At 53.2% G+C, this 17,164-nt stretch carries 16 protein-coding genes; 6 read left to right on the top strand and 10 right to left on the bottom strand.

Annotated features, from left to right (window positions below):
- The first annotated feature begins 2 nt into the window (after positions 1 to 2).
- The 3 genes from F6R98_RS05120 to F6R98_RS05130 all read left to right on the top strand — a co-directional run bounded on the left by F6R98_RS05120 (position 3) and on the right by F6R98_RS05130 (position 1,856).
- Positions 3 to 443: a winged helix-turn-helix domain-containing protein gene (locus tag F6R98_RS05120; protein WP_228125101.1), complete on the top strand. Its 441-nt coding sequence runs from the start codon at positions 3 to 5 to the stop codon at positions 441 to 443.
- 365 nt (positions 444 to 808) lie between these two features.
- Positions 809 to 1,309 carry a DUF2721 domain-containing protein gene (locus F6R98_RS05125; RefSeq protein WP_153248067.1) on the top strand — a complete coding sequence of 167 codons (501 nt, stop codon included), beginning with the start codon at positions 809 to 811 and terminating at the stop codon, positions 1,307 to 1,309.
- Between the two features lie 133 nt (positions 1,310 to 1,442).
- A complete protein-coding gene (locus tag F6R98_RS05130; protein WP_153248068.1) occupies positions 1,443 to 1,856 on the top strand; it encodes a GDSL-type esterase/lipase family protein in 414 nt (137 codons plus the stop codon).
- On the opposite strand, the gene F6R98_RS05135 is transcribed toward F6R98_RS05130, so the two are convergent.
- The 4 genes from F6R98_RS05135 to dbpA form a co-directional block, all read right to left on the bottom strand.
- On the bottom strand, positions 1,847 to 2,386 hold the full coding sequence (locus F6R98_RS05135) for an IS630 family transposase (RefSeq protein ID WP_265588095.1): 540 nt from the start codon (positions 2,384 to 2,386) through the stop codon (positions 1,847 to 1,849). The genes F6R98_RS05130 and F6R98_RS05135 overlap by 10 nt on opposite strands.
- Positions 2,387 to 2,394: 8 nt before the next feature.
- Positions 2,395 to 2,886 (bottom strand): helix-turn-helix domain-containing protein, encoded by a 492-nt coding sequence (locus F6R98_RS05140; protein ID WP_153247883.1) that lies wholly within the window; start codon positions 2,884 to 2,886, stop codon positions 2,395 to 2,397.
- A 1,108-nt stretch (positions 2,887 to 3,994) separates the two neighbouring features.
- The gene (locus tag F6R98_RS05145) at positions 3,995 to 5,305 is read right to left on the bottom strand and encodes an Hsp70 family protein (protein WP_153248069.1); all 1,311 of its coding nucleotides are present in this window, start codon (positions 5,303 to 5,305) and stop codon (positions 3,995 to 3,997) included.
- Between the two features lie 27 nt (positions 5,306 to 5,332).
- Positions 5,333 to 6,712 (bottom strand): ATP-dependent RNA helicase DbpA, encoded by a 1,380-nt coding sequence (dbpA, locus tag F6R98_RS05150; protein ID WP_228125102.1) that lies wholly within the window; start codon positions 6,710 to 6,712, stop codon positions 5,333 to 5,335.
- A gap of 789 nt (positions 6,713 to 7,501) precedes the next feature.
- On the opposite strand from dbpA, the gene F6R98_RS05155 reads away from it, so the two are divergent.
- Together F6R98_RS05155 and uvrA are read left to right on the top strand one after the other, a co-directional pair.
- Positions 7,502 to 7,717 (top strand): (2Fe-2S)-binding protein, encoded by a 216-nt coding sequence (locus F6R98_RS05155; RefSeq protein ID WP_153248071.1) that lies wholly within the window; start codon positions 7,502 to 7,504, stop codon positions 7,715 to 7,717.
- 164 nt (positions 7,718 to 7,881) lie between these two features.
- Positions 7,882 to 10,701, top strand: coding sequence for an excinuclease ABC subunit UvrA (uvrA, locus tag F6R98_RS05160; protein ID WP_153248072.1), 2,820 nt, complete (start codon positions 7,882 to 7,884; stop codon positions 10,699 to 10,701).
- A gap of 185 nt (positions 10,702 to 10,886) precedes the next feature.
- Here uvrA and F6R98_RS05165 read toward each other — a convergent pair whose 3' ends face one another.
- Positions 10,887 to 11,402 (bottom strand): SRPBCC family protein, encoded by a 516-nt coding sequence (locus tag F6R98_RS05165; RefSeq protein WP_153248073.1) that lies wholly within the window; start codon positions 11,400 to 11,402, stop codon positions 10,887 to 10,889.
- Positions 11,403 to 11,642: 240 nt separating this feature from the next.
- Here F6R98_RS05165 and F6R98_RS05170 point away from each other — a divergent pair, with 240 nt between their 5' ends.
- On the top strand, positions 11,643 to 13,025 hold the full coding sequence (locus F6R98_RS05170; RefSeq protein ID WP_153248074.1) for a TAXI family TRAP transporter solute-binding subunit: 1,383 nt from the start codon (positions 11,643 to 11,645) through the stop codon (positions 13,023 to 13,025).
- Positions 13,026 to 13,039: 14 nt separating this feature from the next.
- Here the strand turns inward: F6R98_RS05170 and mltB are convergent, their stop codons facing one another.
- The 5 genes from mltB to F6R98_RS05195 all read right to left on the bottom strand — a co-directional run bounded on the left by mltB (position 13,040) and on the right by F6R98_RS05195 (position 17,107).
- Entirely contained in the window at positions 13,040 to 14,182 is a 1,143-nt protein-coding gene (gene mltB / locus F6R98_RS05175) for a lytic murein transglycosylase B (RefSeq protein WP_153248075.1), read from the bottom strand.
- Positions 14,169 to 15,017 carry a dihydropteroate synthase gene (gene folP, locus F6R98_RS05180; RefSeq protein WP_228125103.1) on the bottom strand — a complete coding sequence of 283 codons (849 nt, stop codon included), beginning with the start codon at positions 15,015 to 15,017 and terminating at the stop codon, positions 14,169 to 14,171. Before folP ends, mltB begins: the two co-directional genes overlap by 14 nt.
- Positions 15,014 to 15,868, bottom strand: a complete 855-nt coding sequence (locus F6R98_RS05185) for a RibD family protein (RefSeq protein WP_228125104.1) — start codon at positions 15,866 to 15,868, stop codon at positions 15,014 to 15,016. Before F6R98_RS05185 ends, folP begins: the two co-directional genes overlap by 4 nt.
- Positions 15,869 to 16,008: 140 nt before the next feature.
- Positions 16,009 to 16,638 carry a hypothetical protein gene (locus F6R98_RS05190; protein WP_194270146.1) on the bottom strand — a complete coding sequence of 210 codons (630 nt, stop codon included), beginning with the start codon at positions 16,636 to 16,638 and terminating at the stop codon, positions 16,009 to 16,011.
- Between the two features lie 97 nt (positions 16,639 to 16,735).
- Complete coding sequence (locus F6R98_RS05195) at positions 16,736 to 17,107, bottom strand: HPF/RaiA family ribosome-associated protein (protein WP_153248077.1); 372 nt, start codon at positions 17,105 to 17,107, stop codon at positions 16,736 to 16,738.
- Positions 17,108 to 17,164 lie beyond the last annotated feature (57 nt).

The following is a 17,164-nucleotide window of genomic DNA, read 5'->3' on the forward strand; positions in this document are numbered from 1 at the left end:
TCATGCCCAGACTGAAAACCAAGCGAACTTCATCAATGCTGCTCTCCGCCGACTCCGGGAAATCGGAACATGCAGCGCCGCGTCTCAAACTTAATCTGCGTTTATTGCATGGCGATGTCGTCGCCATGGGGCCGGGAAAAGCCGACTTGCTTGATTTTATCGTTAAAACCGGCTCTATTTCCCAGGCCGGACGGGAAATGGGCATGAGTTATCGCCGTGCTTGGGTGTTGGTCGATGAGATGAATCATTGCTTCAAAAAACCCTTGGTAATAACAAGCAAGGGGGGGGCCGTAGGCGGCGGCGCCAGATTGTCCGAACTGGGCGAGCAGGTGCTGGCGCATTATCGCAAAATGGCTACGGCAGCCGCAGACGTTGCATTGGCTTATGTCGGCGTGTTCGAAGCGTTGATGGCGGATGACAAAGAAGCGCCTACGGGCGAATGAGCGTTTGAGGCGGTGGTATTCCGGAAAGAGGCCTCATTTAGTTAAATTACCCCCGGCTTTGCCGGGGGTAATTTAACTTCGCGTCGGTTAGCCATTTTCGTAATGGTTCCAGTCTCACTGTTGGCGCGTGCTAATGTCAACAGAACTTCGCCTTCAAGAAAAGTCTCTTAATCTGAAATAAAACTGCGATTTGTGTTTAACATATTGATTGTTAAAACATGGGGTTGGCGGTGCAGTTGTTTCCGTTAAGCCTGAATCTTTCCCGTGGAAGTTTATGCTGAATTAATGGATAATACCCAAAGGATGACGAGTTATTAACGAGTCAACAACCGTTGCACTTGGAATTTGAACCGCCTATTTAAAAAATGGCGTTTAAACAGGTTGGGTTTATCATGATTTCTGGTTTCGAAGGTATTGATATCAGTAAATTGATTCAGATTTCAGTAGCTCCTGTTTTTTTACTGGCTGGTATAGGCGCAATCATTTCCATCCTTTCCGTTCGTATATCGAGGATAATAGATGTCGCGCGCCAACTGGATCATCGGTTAGACGGTCTTGATGGGGTTTTCCATAATCATGTAGTTGAAGAACTAAAGATATTGTCTTATCGTTCAAAGATTGCTGGGTGTTCTATTGCTCTGTGTGTCATTTCAGAGCTATTGATTTGTATTCTTATTGCGCTTCACTTTATTGCTGGGCTGCTTGAATACAACGTATCTTTAGCTGTTGCAGTATTATTTGTAATTTCCATGTTGTTTCTTGTTGCAGGACTGATTTTGTTTTTGCATGAAATATTTGTCTCAACAATGTCAATTCGCATGGTTATAGAAAAAATATATAGTAGTCATCAGAAGCGTTTAAATTAAAATAAAAGCCGAGTCGAAGAGGTATGGCGAATCACTCGATAGATTCAAAACAAACTCAATATCAGTCGAGCAGATCATATCCACACCTACCCGATAGCCTTCTCTACTTTTACAGTCTGGAATATCCAACCCCATGATGAATATAAAAACGATAATGTGCTATGGTGATTCCAATACCTGGGGGCTTGATCCAGAAACAAGAACGCGTTATCCAATTAATATCCGTTGGACGGGGTTGCTACAGCAGCATTTAGGAAATGAAGTCCGGGTTATCGAAGAAGGACTGAGAGGACGGACAACCACGCGCGATGATCCGGTTCAGGCAGGGCGAAACGGGAGCCAGCTTTTATTGCCGCTACTGGAGTCACATGCCCCTGTCGATCTGGTTGTACTCATGCTGGGAACGAATGATTTTCAGGATGCTTACGATTATCAACCTGATGATGTCGCAAACGGCATTCAAAAATTGATCGACATAACTCTTCAGAGCAAGTCAGGGGTAAATAATAATCCGCCACAAATTCTTCTGATAAGTAATCACGTATAACATATGTGGAACTTTGTGCCGAAGTCATTCAGAAGCACTTGAACATTCTGAATCAACGTATCTCGTGTCCAGGAAGTGAAGTCACGCCAATGGTATTTTGCATGCTTCCAAAGTATTTCGATCAAATTCAGTTCCGGGCTGTAGGGCGGCAGATACAAAAGAACGAACCGATGGTCGACCAACCAACGGTCGGTGATTTCCGGCTCGATAGAATGATGTATCGAAGCGTTATCCATCCACACGAAAGTCCACTTTTCCTGCGCAGAAGAGGCAGCCAGGCGATCAAGAAAGTTAATGACATGTTCACGCCGGATAGTGTGGTCACAGACCTCGAAATGCAGGGCTCCTTGTGCATAATTCAGCGCCCCCATCACGTTGGCCCGTTTATGTCCGACACTCGCATCAGCGCAATGAGGCTTCCCCAAAGGCGACCAGCTTCGTTGCACAGAGGGCAGGCAAGAAAAACCCGCTTCATCGAAATAAAACAATTCAACCTTGCCGTTGTGAGCATCGCGCTGAATTTTCCCCATCGCTTCCTTCACCTGCTGAAACCGGGTTTCATCCCGTTTTTTTTCAAGGAAAGCCGGTTCCGCTTGAAAGAAAGCCCTCTGGCTTTCAGCCCCGCAGCGAGACGATCCAAACTGAAGCTGGGCGCATCGGGAAAACGTTCTGCTATGCGAACAGCAATCTTCGCCAAGGTTAGCGGCTCCTGGCAGGCTATTTCCGCAGCGACATCCAGCATTTCCTGGGTCAACTTCACCGGTGCTCCGCCTTTGTGTCCGCTCAGAATACCGGCAATGCCTTTCTCTCGCCAGCCTTTAGCCCAGTTGTATATCGGTTGATCACTGACATGCAAAAACTCACAAATATCGGCGACACTCCGTCCCGCATTCAATGCCAGCAGGCCCAGCGCGCGCCGACGGAAATCAGGATAGTGATGGTGTTTTGCGAGTTGTTCCAAGGTTTCGATCTCTTCACTGGTCAGCGGCTGATCGAGCAGATTTCGTTTTTGTATGTTGCGCTTCTTCATTCGGGCTTCTTGCTGTGGATGCCTCCAGCATACACCATAAAGTTCCACACTAGTAATACATGACTACTTATGTCCTCCGCCAATTGAAAATCCAACGAATGGCTTTCAATATCTGTTCTCAAACGAAAATCATAAATCGGCTTCCCTCCCCTTCTTTTACCGTTTGATAGCGAAGGAGAGTGGATGCTACTTCTTGGATGCTTCTGAAATAGTAAAACCAAGCCCCAAAGATGGTATACATTTGGATGAGATCGGGCACTTTCTGCTTGCAGAACAGATTTATTCAGCAATCAGTACCCTGCTTTTTGGCCCATTGGGAGGGAAGCCACAATTTGATGACATATAGTGACACCGCCACATAAAATCATCGTCAACGCTCTTAATATTATACCCAAATCAACTGCTGCCAAGGCTTGCTGTGGCGTATTCGTGGAACGATGCAGACACTTCGAGTTTGTCGACGCTTACCATCGACGAGTCCGCGTTGTTTTCAGGGATGACTGATGAATTACTGTTGCAAAGCCGGCCCCGGAAATAGGATCCCAGTGCAAGTGAGGTCTCTATTCTAACCGTCATAAGTGTTCAAGACTAACTGACGTGGAAGACACTTTGGCTCGTTTTCCAGCCCCAAAGCGTGTTGCTGGCGACACAAGCGCATATTTCCACGATGGTTAGACAGACACACTTACAGCATCCTGGCGCAGTGCCTGTTGAAACCATGCAAGCTTCAAAGCCAAGCTCGGCTGCCTGGCAGATCAATGGCTTTTAACAAAAGCGCACTGGATGGCTTGCGCGTTGTCTTCAGGGTTTAGCCTAAGCAGTAATTCTGAGCGGTGGGCCACATGGCTAGACGTATGCAAAGGCGGTAAATCCCTTACAGATGCAAGTTGTTTTTCGGTTATACAGCCCTTATCGTTGAGCAGTTAGCTCAGGTAATCCAAAAGCCCAAAGGACTGAGTTTCCCATCCACCCGCGCATGCTGCGCGATGCGATGAGCCGCATACTTGCCAACGACCGACAGGATATCCGGGCCGGGCGATACAGCATACCTTGGGTACCGAGCCAGTATTTTTCATTGATGTGATTGCGCCCTGCCAAGTAATTGTATCTATGCCGGCAGATTTTTCACATTCCAACGCCCGATATCGCGTTCCTGACCGATCAGCGCCAGCCCTTGCGCGATGGAATCGAACTGGTTGCCGGTTTCTATTTTTTCATCGCCGAAACGCTCGCTGAACAGCCGTCTTACCGCCGGAACGAACGAGGTGCCGCCGGTAAGGAATACCCGGTCTATTCCTGTGTTTACCAGGCCGATATCCGCGAGCAAAGTGTCGACGGCGTGGCCGATTCTGGCTACATCTTCGGCGATCCAGTTTTCGAAGTCGGCGCGTTCGATATCGGCTTCCAGTTGCACTCCAGGCGCGTCGAGTTTCAGCCGCGCGCCATCGGCGCCGGATAGCGTCACTTTGGCGTCGGATACGCTGCGGTATAGCGCATAAATGGCGTTGGTTTCCAGCAGCCGGATAAAGCGATTCAGCTCGTCCGGTTCCAGAGCGGTGTCCGCCAGCTGTTTCAGTTCGCGCAGCGTCGCGGGCGAGCGCAACAGCGACAGTTCGTTCCAGCGCGCGAAGCTGACATAGTATTGCCCCGGTATTTCCAGCTGTTTGTTGATCGACAGATAGCGGCTGCCTTTGCCCATTTGCGGCGAGATCGCGTTATCGATAATGCGGTAATCGAAGGTATCCCCGGCCAGCGGCAGGCCGCGATGTCCCATCGGTATGGATCGTATGCCCGATCCGGATTGCCCGAAGCGGATTACAGAGAAGTCGCTGGTGCCGCCGCCGAAATCGGCTACCAGGACATTGGCGTCTCGGGTTAGCCGTTGTGCGAAAAAAAATGCGGCGGCAACCGGTTCGTAGACGTAATGTATTTCGTTGAATCCGAAGCGGCGCAAGGCGGTTTCGTAACGTTTGATAGCCAGTGCTTCGTCCGGGTTGGCGCCGACGAAGGACACCGGGCGTCCCATGATGATGCGTTTGGGCGGTGCGCAGCCGCCGATGCCGGAGTTTTGCCAGAAGTTGCCGAGAAAGGTAGACAACAGATCCTCAAAGGCATAACGCTTTCCGAAAATCAGTGTCTCGTTGAACAAGCGGCTGGCGGCGAAGGATTTGAACGATTGCACCAGGCGGCAATCGTGCGGGTCTTCGATAAAACGTTCGATGGCCCATGGCCCGGCCGTGTCCAGCCGTAGCGTGGCGCGCCCGCTTTGCTCTTCCCAGAAGCACAGCACCGACCGGAATACCGACATCGCGTTGGCGTGATGCTGAAATTCCAGTGGGGTTGGAGTTCCGTCCTCAGACAGTAATGCCGCTACCGAATTGGTGGTTCCGAAATCTAAACCGAGGGTTTTGTTTGTCATGAGAGCGACTACGGGCCGACGCCCGTCTTAACGTACTTTTCTAATCTTGAAGTTGCGGCCTTTGATTTTTCCTTGCGACAAGCGCTGCAAGGCTTTGTCGGCGATGGAGCGCTCTATGGCTACATAGGCATGAAAATCGAAGATATCGATTTTTCCGACATGCTGTCCGGGAATGCCTGCATCGCCGGTAATCGCGCCCAGAATATCTCCCGGCCTGACTTTTTGCTTGCGTCCTCCATCAATACACAGCGTCACCATGGGCGCTTGTTGACTGTACGCCGCAGCCGTATTCAATGACGTGGGCTGTTGCGTGTGCGCCGGATTTTTTTGATAGGCTTCGATGGCGATGACTCTGTGAGCTTCCGCCGGGGAGTACAGGCTCAACGCGATGCCTTGCTTGCCTGCGCGCCCGGTGCGGCCTATGCGATGTACATGCACCTCCGGGTCGGGCGAGAGCTCGAAGTTGATGACGGCCTGTAAATCCTTGATATCCAAGCCGCGCGCGGCAACATCGGTAGCGACCAAAACGGAACAGCTTTTATTGGCGAAACGCACCAGTACCAGGTCGCGATCTTTTTGTTCCAGATCGCCGTGCAATGCCAGCGCGTCTATGCCCTTGTCCTGCAAGTGATCGGCGACATCCTGGCATTGTATTTTGGTATTGCAAAAAATCACGCTGGATTCGAGCTGATAATGTCCGAGCAACGCCGACAGGGTGTGTAGGCGCTTGGTGTCTTCTATTTCATAAAACCATTGTTCGATCTGGGTGCTGCTGTGCAGTGATTCCACGCTGACACGCGCCGGCTGCTTTTGAAACGAGCCGCTCAGCTTATCGATGCCTGCGGGGTAGGTGGCTGAGAACAGCAACGTCTGCCGTGTGCGAGGCGTTGTGGCGATGATGGCGCTGATAGCGTCGTTAAAGCCCATGTCCAGCATGCGGTCGGCTTCGTCCAGCACCAGCGTCTTGATCCGGTCCAGTTGCAGAGAGGCTTTCTGCAAATGATCCTGTATGCGTCCCGGCGTGCCGACGACGATGTCGGCGCCATGCGACAGCGACTCCAGCTGCGGACCCAGCGGCGTACCGCCACATAGGGTCAGTATCTTGATGTTGGGGATGAAGCGCGCCAGTTTACGCAGTTCCTTGGCTACCTGGTCGGCCAGCTCACGGGTGGGGCATAGCACCAGCGCTTGTATCTCATTGGCGTTCGGGTCCAGCTTGGCCAGCAGCCCGATGCCGAATGCGGCGGTCTTGCCGCTGCCGGTCTTTGCCTGTGCGATCAGATCCTTGTTTTCCAGGATATGCGGCAGGCTTTCGGCTTGGACCGGGGTCATGTATCGGTAGTCCATTGATGCCAGATTAGCCAGCATGGCCGGGGTGAGCGGCAGGGTAGAAAATTCGATGGTCAAGAAGGTGTCCTGAAGGAAACTAACGGGAGACGCGGGACTAAGGCTGAAACGCGATAATTTACAAGTGTGCCTGATATTTGCGATTACCGCCAGTTTTGTTTGTTGGCGGATATTCGGGCGCTTGTTTGGGTACCGGTTCAGCATATGTCCTGTATGTGTCGGACTACTTGCCTGCTCAGCAAACATGAGTATTTGCATAAATCGTAATGCCGTCATTCAGGCAGAGACTGTCCCGGAGTTGATCCTGTGGGTGCATGAATCCGGCGTCATGGACGCAACTTCGTCAACCTGCGAGTGATTTAGCGTTGCCTTTTAGTGAAGGTTCACATCCGTGTGGTTGGATACCGGCATCCGCCACTATGACGTTCTTTTTGTAAGCTGCTCAAGCTTGAGTAAATACCCATGCCTACTCAAGCAGCTTGTCGCCACACGTAGTTGAAACCATACATGAAGATTTGACAGGCTCGCTCCAAGCCTCTATTGGAGCGGAGTCGGGCTCTGTTGGCGCTCCGGATAGCTGTGTTGCTATAAAATCGTTGTAACTGGCCTTTTTTTTGCTAATAAATTATTACGGACGACTACTCCGATTTCATTCAGCGCTTTTCTACTTTTTTTTATATATAATTCATATGGATGCGTTGGTATAGAGGCTGCTGTTCGAATGAGAAACGCGCTATATGCAGAGCCTGCGTGTAGGGATGTTGACAAATGGCTCAAAGTAAATAAGAATGGTTCGCGTTATTATTTGTGTGGCGTTACTTTAGTTTCTTGCGACCGAGGTTACTTAATATGTACATTTGTGTCTGCCAAGCCGTTACCGAGCGTCAAATTCAGCAGGCCGCCCAGGACGGGGCGCGCTCGCTAAGAGATTTATCCAGGGATCTGGGAATTACGCGCGAATGCGGCCGCTGCGCCATTTGCGCGCGGCAGTGTTTGAAACAGGCCTTGGCTGATTGTCACTCTGCTGATGTAGCGTTATATGAAAACAACAGTTTGGCGGCATGAGCTATTGCGATTTTGATTGTATTACTGTTTCAGTTGATAGATAAAGTGTTCGTTGAACGGCTCGGTAAAAGCGTAGAATAGAAAGAGATTTATATGCATGTTTATGGCGGTAACAGCCATTCGGCAGTGTATAACCTCAAGGCTTTGACGACGAAATCTGACAAATGGACACTATACTGATCCGGGGCGCACGTACCCATAATCTCAAAAACATCGATCTGGATTTACCCCGCGACCGCTTGATTGTTATTACCGGCCTTTCCGGTTCGGGCAAATCGTCATTGGCGTTCGATACCATTTATGCCGAAGGCCAGCGCCGCTACGTCGAATCGCTGTCGGCATACGCGCGCCAGTTCCTGTCGGTGATGGAAAAGCCCGATGTCGATCATATCGAGGGCTTGTCTCCTGCCATATCCATCGAGCAGAAATCGACTTCACACAATCCGCGCTCTACAGTCGGCACCATCACCGAAATCTATGATTATCTGCGTTTGCTGTTTGCCCGCGCCGGCATACCGCATTGCCCGACCCACGGCATTTCGCTGGAAGCGCAAACCGTCAGCCAGATGGTTGATCATGTGCTTGGCCTGCCGGAAGACAGCCGCTGGATGCTGCTGGCCCCGGTCATCAGCGAACGCAAGGGAGAGCATGTGCAGACGCTGGAAGATTTGAAAAGCCAGGGTTTCATTCGCGCTCGCATCGACGGCGAAGTCTACGAGCTGGAGGAACCGCCCAAGCTGGATCTGCGCCGCAAACATACCATTGAGGTGGTTGTCGATCGTTTCAAGGTGCGGGCCGACCTGGGGCTGCGTCTGGCCGAGTCGTTCGAGACCGCGCTGAAGCTGGCCGGCGGCATTGCGCTGGTGGCGCCGATGGAGCCGGACGGGGGGCAGCCGCTGATTTATTCGAACCGCTATGCCTGCCCGCATTGCGGTTATTCGCTGAGCGAGCTGGAACCCCGTTTGTTTTCCTTCAATAACCCCAAAGGCGCTTGCAGCAGTTGCGACGGTCTGGGCGTGACCCTGTATTTCGATCCGGCCCTGCTGGTGCAGAATCCGCGTTTGAGTCTGGCCGACGGCGCGGTGCGCGGCTGGGACAAGCGCAACCCCTATTATTACCAGACTATCCAGTCGCTGGCCGAGCATTACGGTTTCGATCCAGAAGCGCCGTTTGCATCGTTGGCGGAAAGCGTCAAGCAAGTTATTTTCTACGGCAGTAATCGCGAGGAAGTCGCGTTTCATCATGTCAATGCGGCAGGTAAGCGGCAAACGCGTCTCCACGCCTTCGAAGGCATTATTTCGAATATGGAGCGCCGTTACCGCGAAACCGATTCCAGTCTGGTGCGCGAGGAGTTGTCGAAGTATCAGGCTTCCAAACCGTGCCCTGCCTGTGAAGGCACGCGCTTGAACCAGGGTGCGCGCCATGTGCGCGTCGCCGATCATGTGCTGCCGCAGATCACCGCGCTGCCGATACGCCGCTCGCTGGCGTTTTTCGAGACGCTGGCGCTGAGCGGACATCGCGGCGAAATCGCCGCCAGAATTGTGAAGGAAATACGCGCCCGCCTGCAGTTTTTGATCAACGTCGGGCTTGATTATCTGAGTCTGGATCGCAGCGCCGACACGCTGTCCGGAGGAGAGGCGCAGCGTATTCGCTTGGCCAGCCAGGTCGGAGCCGGACTGGTCGGCGTGATGTACGTGCTGGACGAGCCGTCCATCGGTCTGCATCAGCGCGACAACGAACGGCTGCTGAAAACGCTGATCCATCTGCGCGATATTGGCAATACCGTCATCGTGGTCGAGCATGACGAAGACGCGATACGCATGGCCGATCATGTCGTCGATATCGGGCCGGGCGCGGGAGCGCATGGCGGTCGTGTGATTGCGCAGGGTACGCCGGAGCAGATTCTGGCGCACCCGGACTCGTTGACCGGACAGTATTTATCGAAACGTCTGGTAATTCCGGTTCCGCCAAAGCGTCATTCATACGACACCGAAAAATGTCTGCGTATCAAAGGCGCCGCCGGCCATAACCTCAAAAAAGTGGATGTCGCGTTTCCGGCAGGCCTGCTGACCTGCGTCACCGGCGTTTCCGGTTCGGGCAAATCGACGCTGGTTAACGATACGCTGTACCGGCTGGCCGCGCGCGAGCTGAACGGCGCGGGCGTCGCGCCGGCTGCTTTTGCGGAAGTGGACGGTTTGGCGCTGTTCGATAAGGTGGTGGATATCGATCAAAGTCCGATAGGCCGGACGCCGCGCTCCAATCCGGCGACTTACACCGGCTTGTTTACTCCGATACGCGAATTGTTCGCGGCGACGCCGGAAGCGCGTTCGCGCGGTTATACGCCGGGGCGCTTCAGTTTCAACGTCAAGGGCGGGCGTTGCGAAGCCTGCGCCGGCGACGGCATGATCAAAGTCGAAATGCATTTTTTGCCGGACATTTTCGTGCACTGCGATGTCTGCAAGGGGCAGCGCTACAACCGCGAAACCCTGGATGTGCGCTACAAGGGGAAAACCATCCATGAAGTGCTGGAAATGACGGTAGAGGAAGCCGCAGCGTTTTTCTCGGCGATTCCGGTCATTCACCGCAAGTTGCAGACTTTGATGGATGTCGGCCTGAGCTACATCACGCTGGGGCAAAACGCTGTCACGCTTTCCGGCGGTGAAGCGCAACGCGTCAAGCTTTCGCGCGAACTCTCCAAGCGCGATACCGGCAATACCCTGTATATACTGGACGAGCCGACCACCGGCCTGCATTTTCACGACATCAAGCAATTGCTGGTGGTGTTGCACCAGTTGCGCGACCATGGCAACACCGTGATCGTGATCGAACACAACCTGGACGTGATCAAGACCGCCGACTGGATTATCGACATGGGACCGGAAGGCGGCGACGGCGGTGGCCAGATCGTTGTCGAAGGCACACCGGAGCGGGTGGCCGCGCATGCTGCGTCTCATACCGGGCGTTTTTTGAAAAATGTGCTTTAATGCTCTGTTTGGGGCGGGAGTCGCTGGTTTTTCAAGCGTGCCGTCGAGCCGGGTAAACTTGGGAGGGACAGTCGGCATGGGCGCCGTTTCGCGCATCCTGGGGTAGCAATCACCACTCGTCTCGACAGCCTTACCTCAAGTACCAAACCCGGCAGCCTAATAGCTTCCTTTTTTTGTACGTTCGATTATCGAACCATGCTGTTCCGCAAATCCTGTTCAATAGCGGTTATAGCGTCCGATATAATGTTTTTGAGAAAATCGACCATCACTGCGTGCGCTTTATCTTCCTCATTTCTCTCGACCTGCAAGGCTATGGATGCGCCCGGGCAAGGTTTGTAATCGGGCGCATTATTGGGTACTGCATCAAGTTCTACTTCTACCGACCAGGATATCGTGGAGCGGCGGTCACCGGGAGCAGTCGTTACTTCTATCGTGCATAGATAGTTTTTGATCGGAAAAGGGTGTTCGAAGCGCAAATAGCGAAACCTTTTATTTTCATAATCGATTTCATCAATGCGATCCCTCATTTTTCCGCCTTGCGCCAGTTCCAGCGTGCGCACCGCACCGACGCCTTCGCCTTCTACGGTACAGGTTTTAATCACCGGAAACCAGCGCTCCAAGCCGCCGATGCTGCTGATTGCCTTCCAGGCTTTTTCGGCAGGCACATCAATCGTTTTCGTTACATTTATCGTTTTTATCATAAATCATTCTTCTCGCCGTCAGCTTGTCAAAACATGCTGCTTTTTTATCCTTTTGCCTGACGTGTTTGTGCTGGAATATCCGCTTCTCTCGTGGCTGGAAGGTGGCAGGGCCATATTTCCACGCCGCCCTTATTGCATGTATCATTATAACGTTGATTGTTTGAAGAAAAACCGGTTTGACCGGCTCATGCGCTATGGTGACATAATAAGCGGAAAAATCGAGACGCCACGGGCTGTTGGATGAAAAAAATTACCACCGAACTTAAAGAGCACTTTGTTGCCATGTATGAAGCCCTCAGGGACGAAATCGTATCCTGGGCGCAAATTGCCAGTGATGCCTGGCCTTTGTTGCTGCTGTTGGGCATGGGGTTGGGCCTGACGACCTGGTTTGCGAAACCTGCTCCGCCCGATCACGTATATTTTGCGGCCAGCGATCCCGGCGGAGAGTTTTACGCCATGGGCAAGGAGTATGTGGATTTTTTTCGCGAGCGCGGCGTCACGTTGGAACTGGTTCCTTCTCATGGCGGAAAACAGAATTTCGATTTTCTGAAAAACAAACAGGATCTGGTACAGGCGGCGTTCGTGCAGAGCGGCATCGTTCCCGCGGACGAAACAGCCGGATTACTTTCGCTCGGCAGCATCAACTATCAGCCATTGTGGTTCTTTTACCGCGGTACGGATGATCAGGAGGCGGAGGAAAAAATCGGAAAATTTCTGAGCCGCAAAATTTCGATCGGACCCGAGGGAAGTTCGACGCGTATACAGGCATTACGCATTCTGGCCTTGAACGGCTTTCAGCCGACCCCGAACATGCTGGCGCTGTCTCATGACGAAGCAATCGCCGCGCTCAGGCGAGGGGACATAGATGGTATGTTTATTGTGCATGGTATTAACTCGCGGCGAATCCAGGAGTTGTTGCACGATACCAAACTACGGCTGGCCAGTTTTATACGCGCCCAGGCTTACGCCAGACAAATGGATTACATCAGCGTGCTCGAAGTGCCTATGGGCGGTTTCGATCTGGCGCGCAACTTCCCGCCGCGCGATACGCAATTGCTGACAACCACGGCCAGCCTGCTGGTTGATTCCGAACTGCATCCGGCGATCCAGATGCTGTTTCTGCAGGCAGCCACCGCCATCAATGGACGCGGCGATTATTTTGCCAGGATTAAGGAGTTCCCCGCCTATCGCGACGCGACGGTTCCTGAAAGTCCGGTCGCAATACGCTATCACAAATCCGGTCCGCCGTTCCTGATGCATTACCTTCCGTTCTGGATTGCGGAATTTATTGATCGTCTGGCGGTGCTGATCCTGCCGCTGGTTGCGTTTGCCTATCCCATTCTCAGTAAAATACCCGGCTACCGGCTTAACCGGTTGCGCGCCAGGCTGGCCAAAAGCTATGGGGAGCTGAAATTTCTAGAGGCCGATATAGTAAACCACTATAAGAGCGAAGCGCACGAAGAATACCGGCAGCGCTTGGGTGACCTTGAGCTCAACGTGATAGCCACGCGCATACCTTCGTCGCTCACCGAATATTATTTCGGCTTGCGCACGCATATCGATTATGTGCGTGATAAATTGATGCAAAGTCGAAAAGGGGTTTCAGAGGCCGCGGAGAGTTGAGCAGAGAGCTATTACTATCTCATCCTGGCCTTGATGGCCTGCGCCAGTTCATGCACCGCCATGGCGTAATGGGTGCTGTGATTATAGCGGGTGATGACGTAGAAGTTGTCATGGCCGATTCTGTACTCGTCGCCGGAGTTGGTGCTTAAGCGCAATAATTTATAATTGTTTTGATCCGGCAATGTGTTGTCCGCAACTTGTATGCCGTTGTCGCGTAGCGTATCCAGGCTGTAGTGCGTATCGTAACCGGCTTCCAGCGCGCCGGCGTTGCTGTTTACGGCGGTTGCCGGCGTTACGACGCGCCCGCCGCGCTGCCAGCCATGGCTGGAAAAGTAATTGGCAACGCTGCCTATCGCGTCGGCGGGCGACCAAAGATCTTTTTTACCGTCTCCATTCAGGTCCATGGCCCATTTCAGAAAACTGCCGGGCATGAATTGCCCCAGGCCCATCGCTCCGGCGTAAGAGCCGACCGGTTTGAGCGGGTCCATTTTTTCCTGTGTGGTCATCACGAAGAAATTTTCCAGCTCCTCGGCGAAGTAGGCGCCGCGTCTGGGGTAATCGAATGCCAGCGTCGTCAGCGCATCGACGATTCGATGGCTGCCGACATTTTTGCCGTAGCTGGTTTCAACGCCGATGATGCCGACGATATATTCGGGGGGAACGCCGTACTGTTCGCTGGCGCGGTGCAAGTCGTCGGCATGTTGACGCCAGAACTTTGTGCCGCCGGCGATGTGCTGTTCGTCCAGAAACTGTGAGCGGTAACGCGACCATGCGCCCGGTCTGGGTTTGGCGTTCGGGGATGATGGCGTTTCGCGCGCCAGGTAATCCAATGTCCATTGCTTGCGTTTTGCCTGGGATAAAACGCCGTACAGGTACTCCTTAGAATAGCCGTGATGCTCGCTCAGGCGTGCGATAAAGTCATCGACAGCGGAGTATCCTTGGAAATCGCCGCTTAATCTGGTCGCTCGATAACTTTTTTCGGGACGATCGCTATTGTTGGATGAATAGGGCGGAGCGGTGTCCTGTTCGGATATGGGCGGTTTGCTCAGGGTCTGCTGCTGAGCGGGGTGTTCCGTTTTCTGGCGGCCGGCGCAGGCAGGCAGGCTTAACGAGCCGGCTAATCCGAGGCAAATTACTATTTTATTATGGCGTTTCATGTTTTCGCACCCCGATGGCATACGCGACGATTGCTGCCTGTTTATTTTCGCGTACATCGTGTACGCGCAGAATTTTTACTCCGGCGTCGACGCCCAGTGCCGTGGTTGCAACGGTGGCACCCAGCAGGTTTTGCGCCTCTGTTTCGTCACATAGCGCGCCCATGAAACGCTTACGGCTCGTGCCAAGCAGCACAGGGTAGCCTAACGCGACCAGCGTATCGAGATGAGCCAGCAGGTCCAGGTTGTCCTGACGGCGTTTGCCGAAGCCGATGCCGGGATCGAACAGGATGTTTTCCCTGGCGATCCCGGCCTGTAAGGCGCATTTTGCGCGCGCCGTCAAATAATCGCATACTTCCTGTACGACGTGCCGATAGTGCGGATTGTCCTGCATGGTTTCCGGCTGACCCTGCATATGCATCAGCACGATAGGGCAACGATGGCGGGCGGCTATGTTAAACATGGCGGGATCGTTGATGCCGGCGCTAATATCGTTAATGATATCGACGCCGGCCACCAGCGCCGCCTCGGCAACGTCCGCCAGAGTTGTGTCGATGCTAATCAGTATATCAGGCAGGGCCGCACGTAGCGCGGTGATGATCGGCAACGAGCGCGCAAGCTGTTCTCCTGCGTTAACGGGAAGCGCGCCGGGGCGTGTCGACTCTCCGCCGATATCGATAATATCGGCGCCTTCGGCAGCCATTCGTATTGCATGTTCGATGGCCTTTCCGCTATCCAGATAACGTCCGCCGTCCGAAAAACTGTCCGGCGTCGCGTTGAGGATACCCATAATCAGCGGTAGCTTGTTTTGATGCAGCTTGCCGATTCTGTTCATCATGTTTCCGGTAAGGATTGCTGGAATTGGGAAAACCATTGGCCGCAGTTTTCCGGAGATGTGGGGTCGTAATAAAGCGACACCAGTTTTAAATAACCGTTTTCGCCTAGCTCCGCTCCCGGGGTCAGGGTTTTGAAGGCGTCGCCTCCCAGCAACTGGTGCGTGATGCTGTGGAAGAACCGGCCGATTTGTCTGTCTCTGAGCATGGTGTCCAGCATGTGCGGTCCGGCGATCAGATAGATGGATTTGTAACCGCGCCGTCCTAGGGCTTGTATCAAAGGCGCTCCGCCTACCAGTTTTCGCTGGCCGGTAAAGACGACTTCCACGCCCTGCTTTTGCCAGGCGTCCACTCTTTTGGGGTCGGCGTCGTCGACGGTGGCAATGTAGCATTTTTGCCCGTGTTTTTCGATGGATTGCGGCATGGGAAAGTCGAGGCTGGCGCTGGCGATCACTATCGCGGGTTGCGGCGGCAAGCCGTTGGCAATGCGCCACTCGGCAAGATATCCGGCATCCTCGCGCAAGCCCACCTGGAGGATATTCCCCAGCTTGCCGTTTGCCAGTGCGCGCAGGTAGCCGCCATGAGTAATCAGGCAATCGGCTTGCGCGTGCAGTTCGAGAAAAAGACGGAAATCATTATGCGTGGTGAGCTGCGGCGGAAGATAGGTTTTACCGCTTTTGGCATCCTCAAGCGCAATTCTGCCGTCCAGACTGGACAGAAAATTGGCGTAGACAAAGGGCTTTCCCGTTGTGCCGAGCCTGTGCAGGTTCAGGTCAAGATAAAGCCTTTTTAGGCGGACCCTGCCGCCCGGAAAGGGATATAGCTGGAAAAGGTCGTTTGACAGGCGCTGCGACACGGATGAGGGCGGGAAATCGTGTTGTGACTTAAGGCCGTCATACCGGGGCGGGGGAGCCGCCGGTATCCGGAAGGGGCGTTACTCAGCAATCATCAAGGAAGTTCGGATTCCGGCGTTCCATGCCGGAATGACGATCTATGTTACTGCTGTTGGTCGCTGGTTCCTGTCGTGTTGCTGCGCATATCTTCCATGTTGTGTCCGGCATGACCGCCCTGGCCTGCGCCGCCGCCGCTATTGCCTGCGCCGCCGCCCGAACCGCCGGTAGCCGCACTCACGCCCTGCGATTGACGCATGCCGATGGCTCCGCCTGATGCCTTGGCGATGTTTTCCGCGCTCAGACCACCCAGCGCGATGGCGTTGTCGACGATATAGGTGGTAACGGAGGAAATATCCATGCGTTCGGCAATAGGACTGGTTACCACGGCTTTGATGGGATCGCTGGAGACACCGCCTGCGGTTGGGTAGGCGGTCAGAACGATGGGGTAAGTCACATTGGCCGGAATTTTTACCGTGTATTTTCCACCGGTAAAGGTAGTGTTAAGTATGCCATTTCCCGTTTTGTCCTTTATTTCCAGACGTCCTTCCTGCACAGGACCGCGATGATCGGCAACGCTGCCGCTGATTTTCGCCTCGGTTTTTGCTACCGACGGGGTATTGCCGCCGCTTCCATCGTCGCAGCCGGTAATTGTAACGCTGCTTGAAAGTGCAATCGCAATCAGACCGAATTTTAAGAAATTCATATGATTCGGTTTGTTACTGGGTTTGATCATATTGGTTCACCCTGATGAGCCGCTATTGAACTGTTTTCGCACATCCGCCGCCCGATTGTCCGGAGGCGAGGCGGGCGTCCATGCGCATTTTTCCGAGTTACCAGTTGACGTCGGTAACGGCGGGAGCCTGATGTTTTTTTACTTCGCCGCGCTGTATCCGGGTATATTCTTCAAGCTGGCGCTTTGCCGCATCGAATGCATCGCGCAATGCGACATAGACGTCTTCATGCGCCTGTTTGTCGTGATGCTCGCGGCTTACAACGATATGTTTGTTGGGAACGCTCAGGTCTATTCTGACATGATAGAGGTTGCCCTGATGCTGGTTCTGATGCTCGGCTTCGACTGCAACCTTGCAGCCGATAATGCTGTCGGAAAACTGTTCCAGTTTATCGGTTTTTTCGCGTATGCGCGCTTCGACGGCATCCGAGTGAGGAATGCCGCGAAATGTAATTTCAAGTGGTATTTGCATGAGTTATCCTTGTTCAGTGTTATAAACTGCTATTATCGAGCAGTTGGTGTTTAAACT

Source organism: Candidatus Methylospira mobilis, assembly GCF_009498235.1.
Classification (GTDB): Bacteria; Pseudomonadota; Gammaproteobacteria; order Methylococcales; family Methylococcaceae; genus Methylospira; species Methylospira mobilis.

Excerpts from the sequence above, each read along its gene's own strand:
- F6R98_RS05170 (WP_153248074.1), top strand. The coding sequence starts at position 11,643 with ATGAAAAAAATTACCACCGAACTTAAAGAGCACTTTGTTGCCATGTAT.
- folP (WP_228125103.1), bottom strand. The coding sequence starts at position 15,017 with ATGATGAACAGAATCGGCAAGCTGCATCAAAACAAGCTACCGCTGATT.
- F6R98_RS05140 (WP_153247883.1), bottom strand. The coding sequence starts at position 2,886 with ATGAAGAAGCGCAACATACAAAAACGAAATCTGCTCGATCAGCCGCTG.
- F6R98_RS05130 (WP_153248068.1), top strand. The coding sequence starts at position 1,443 with ATGATGAATATAAAAACGATAATGTGCTATGGTGATTCCAATACCTGG.
- uvrA (WP_153248072.1), top strand. The coding sequence starts at position 7,882 with ATGGACACTATACTGATCCGGGGCGCACGTACCCATAATCTCAAAAAC.
- F6R98_RS05155 (WP_153248071.1), top strand. The coding sequence starts at position 7,502 with ATGTACATTTGTGTCTGCCAAGCCGTTACCGAGCGTCAAATTCAGCAG.
- F6R98_RS05190 (WP_194270146.1), bottom strand. The coding sequence starts at position 16,638 with ATGATCAAACCCAGTAACAAACCGAATCATATGAATTTCTTAAAATTC.
- F6R98_RS05145 (WP_153248069.1), bottom strand. The coding sequence starts at position 5,305 with ATGACAAACAAAACCCTCGGTTTAGATTTCGGAACCACCAATTCGGTA.
- F6R98_RS05135 (WP_265588095.1), bottom strand. The coding sequence starts at position 2,386 with ATGGGGAAAATTCAGCGCGATGCTCACAACGGCAAGGTTGAATTGTTT.
- F6R98_RS05195 (WP_153248077.1), bottom strand. The coding sequence starts at position 17,107 with ATGCAAATACCACTTGAAATTACATTTCGCGGCATTCCTCACTCGGAT.
- mltB (WP_153248075.1), bottom strand. The coding sequence starts at position 14,182 with ATGAAACGCCATAATAAAATAGTAATTTGCCTCGGATTAGCCGGCTCG.
- F6R98_RS05165 (WP_153248073.1), bottom strand. The coding sequence starts at position 11,402 with ATGATAAAAACGATAAATGTAACGAAAACGATTGATGTGCCTGCCGAA.
- F6R98_RS05125 (WP_153248067.1), top strand. The coding sequence starts at position 809 with ATGGCGTTTAAACAGGTTGGGTTTATCATGATTTCTGGTTTCGAAGGT.
- F6R98_RS05120 (WP_228125101.1), top strand. The coding sequence starts at position 3 with ATGCCCAGACTGAAAACCAAGCGAACTTCATCAATGCTGCTCTCCGCC.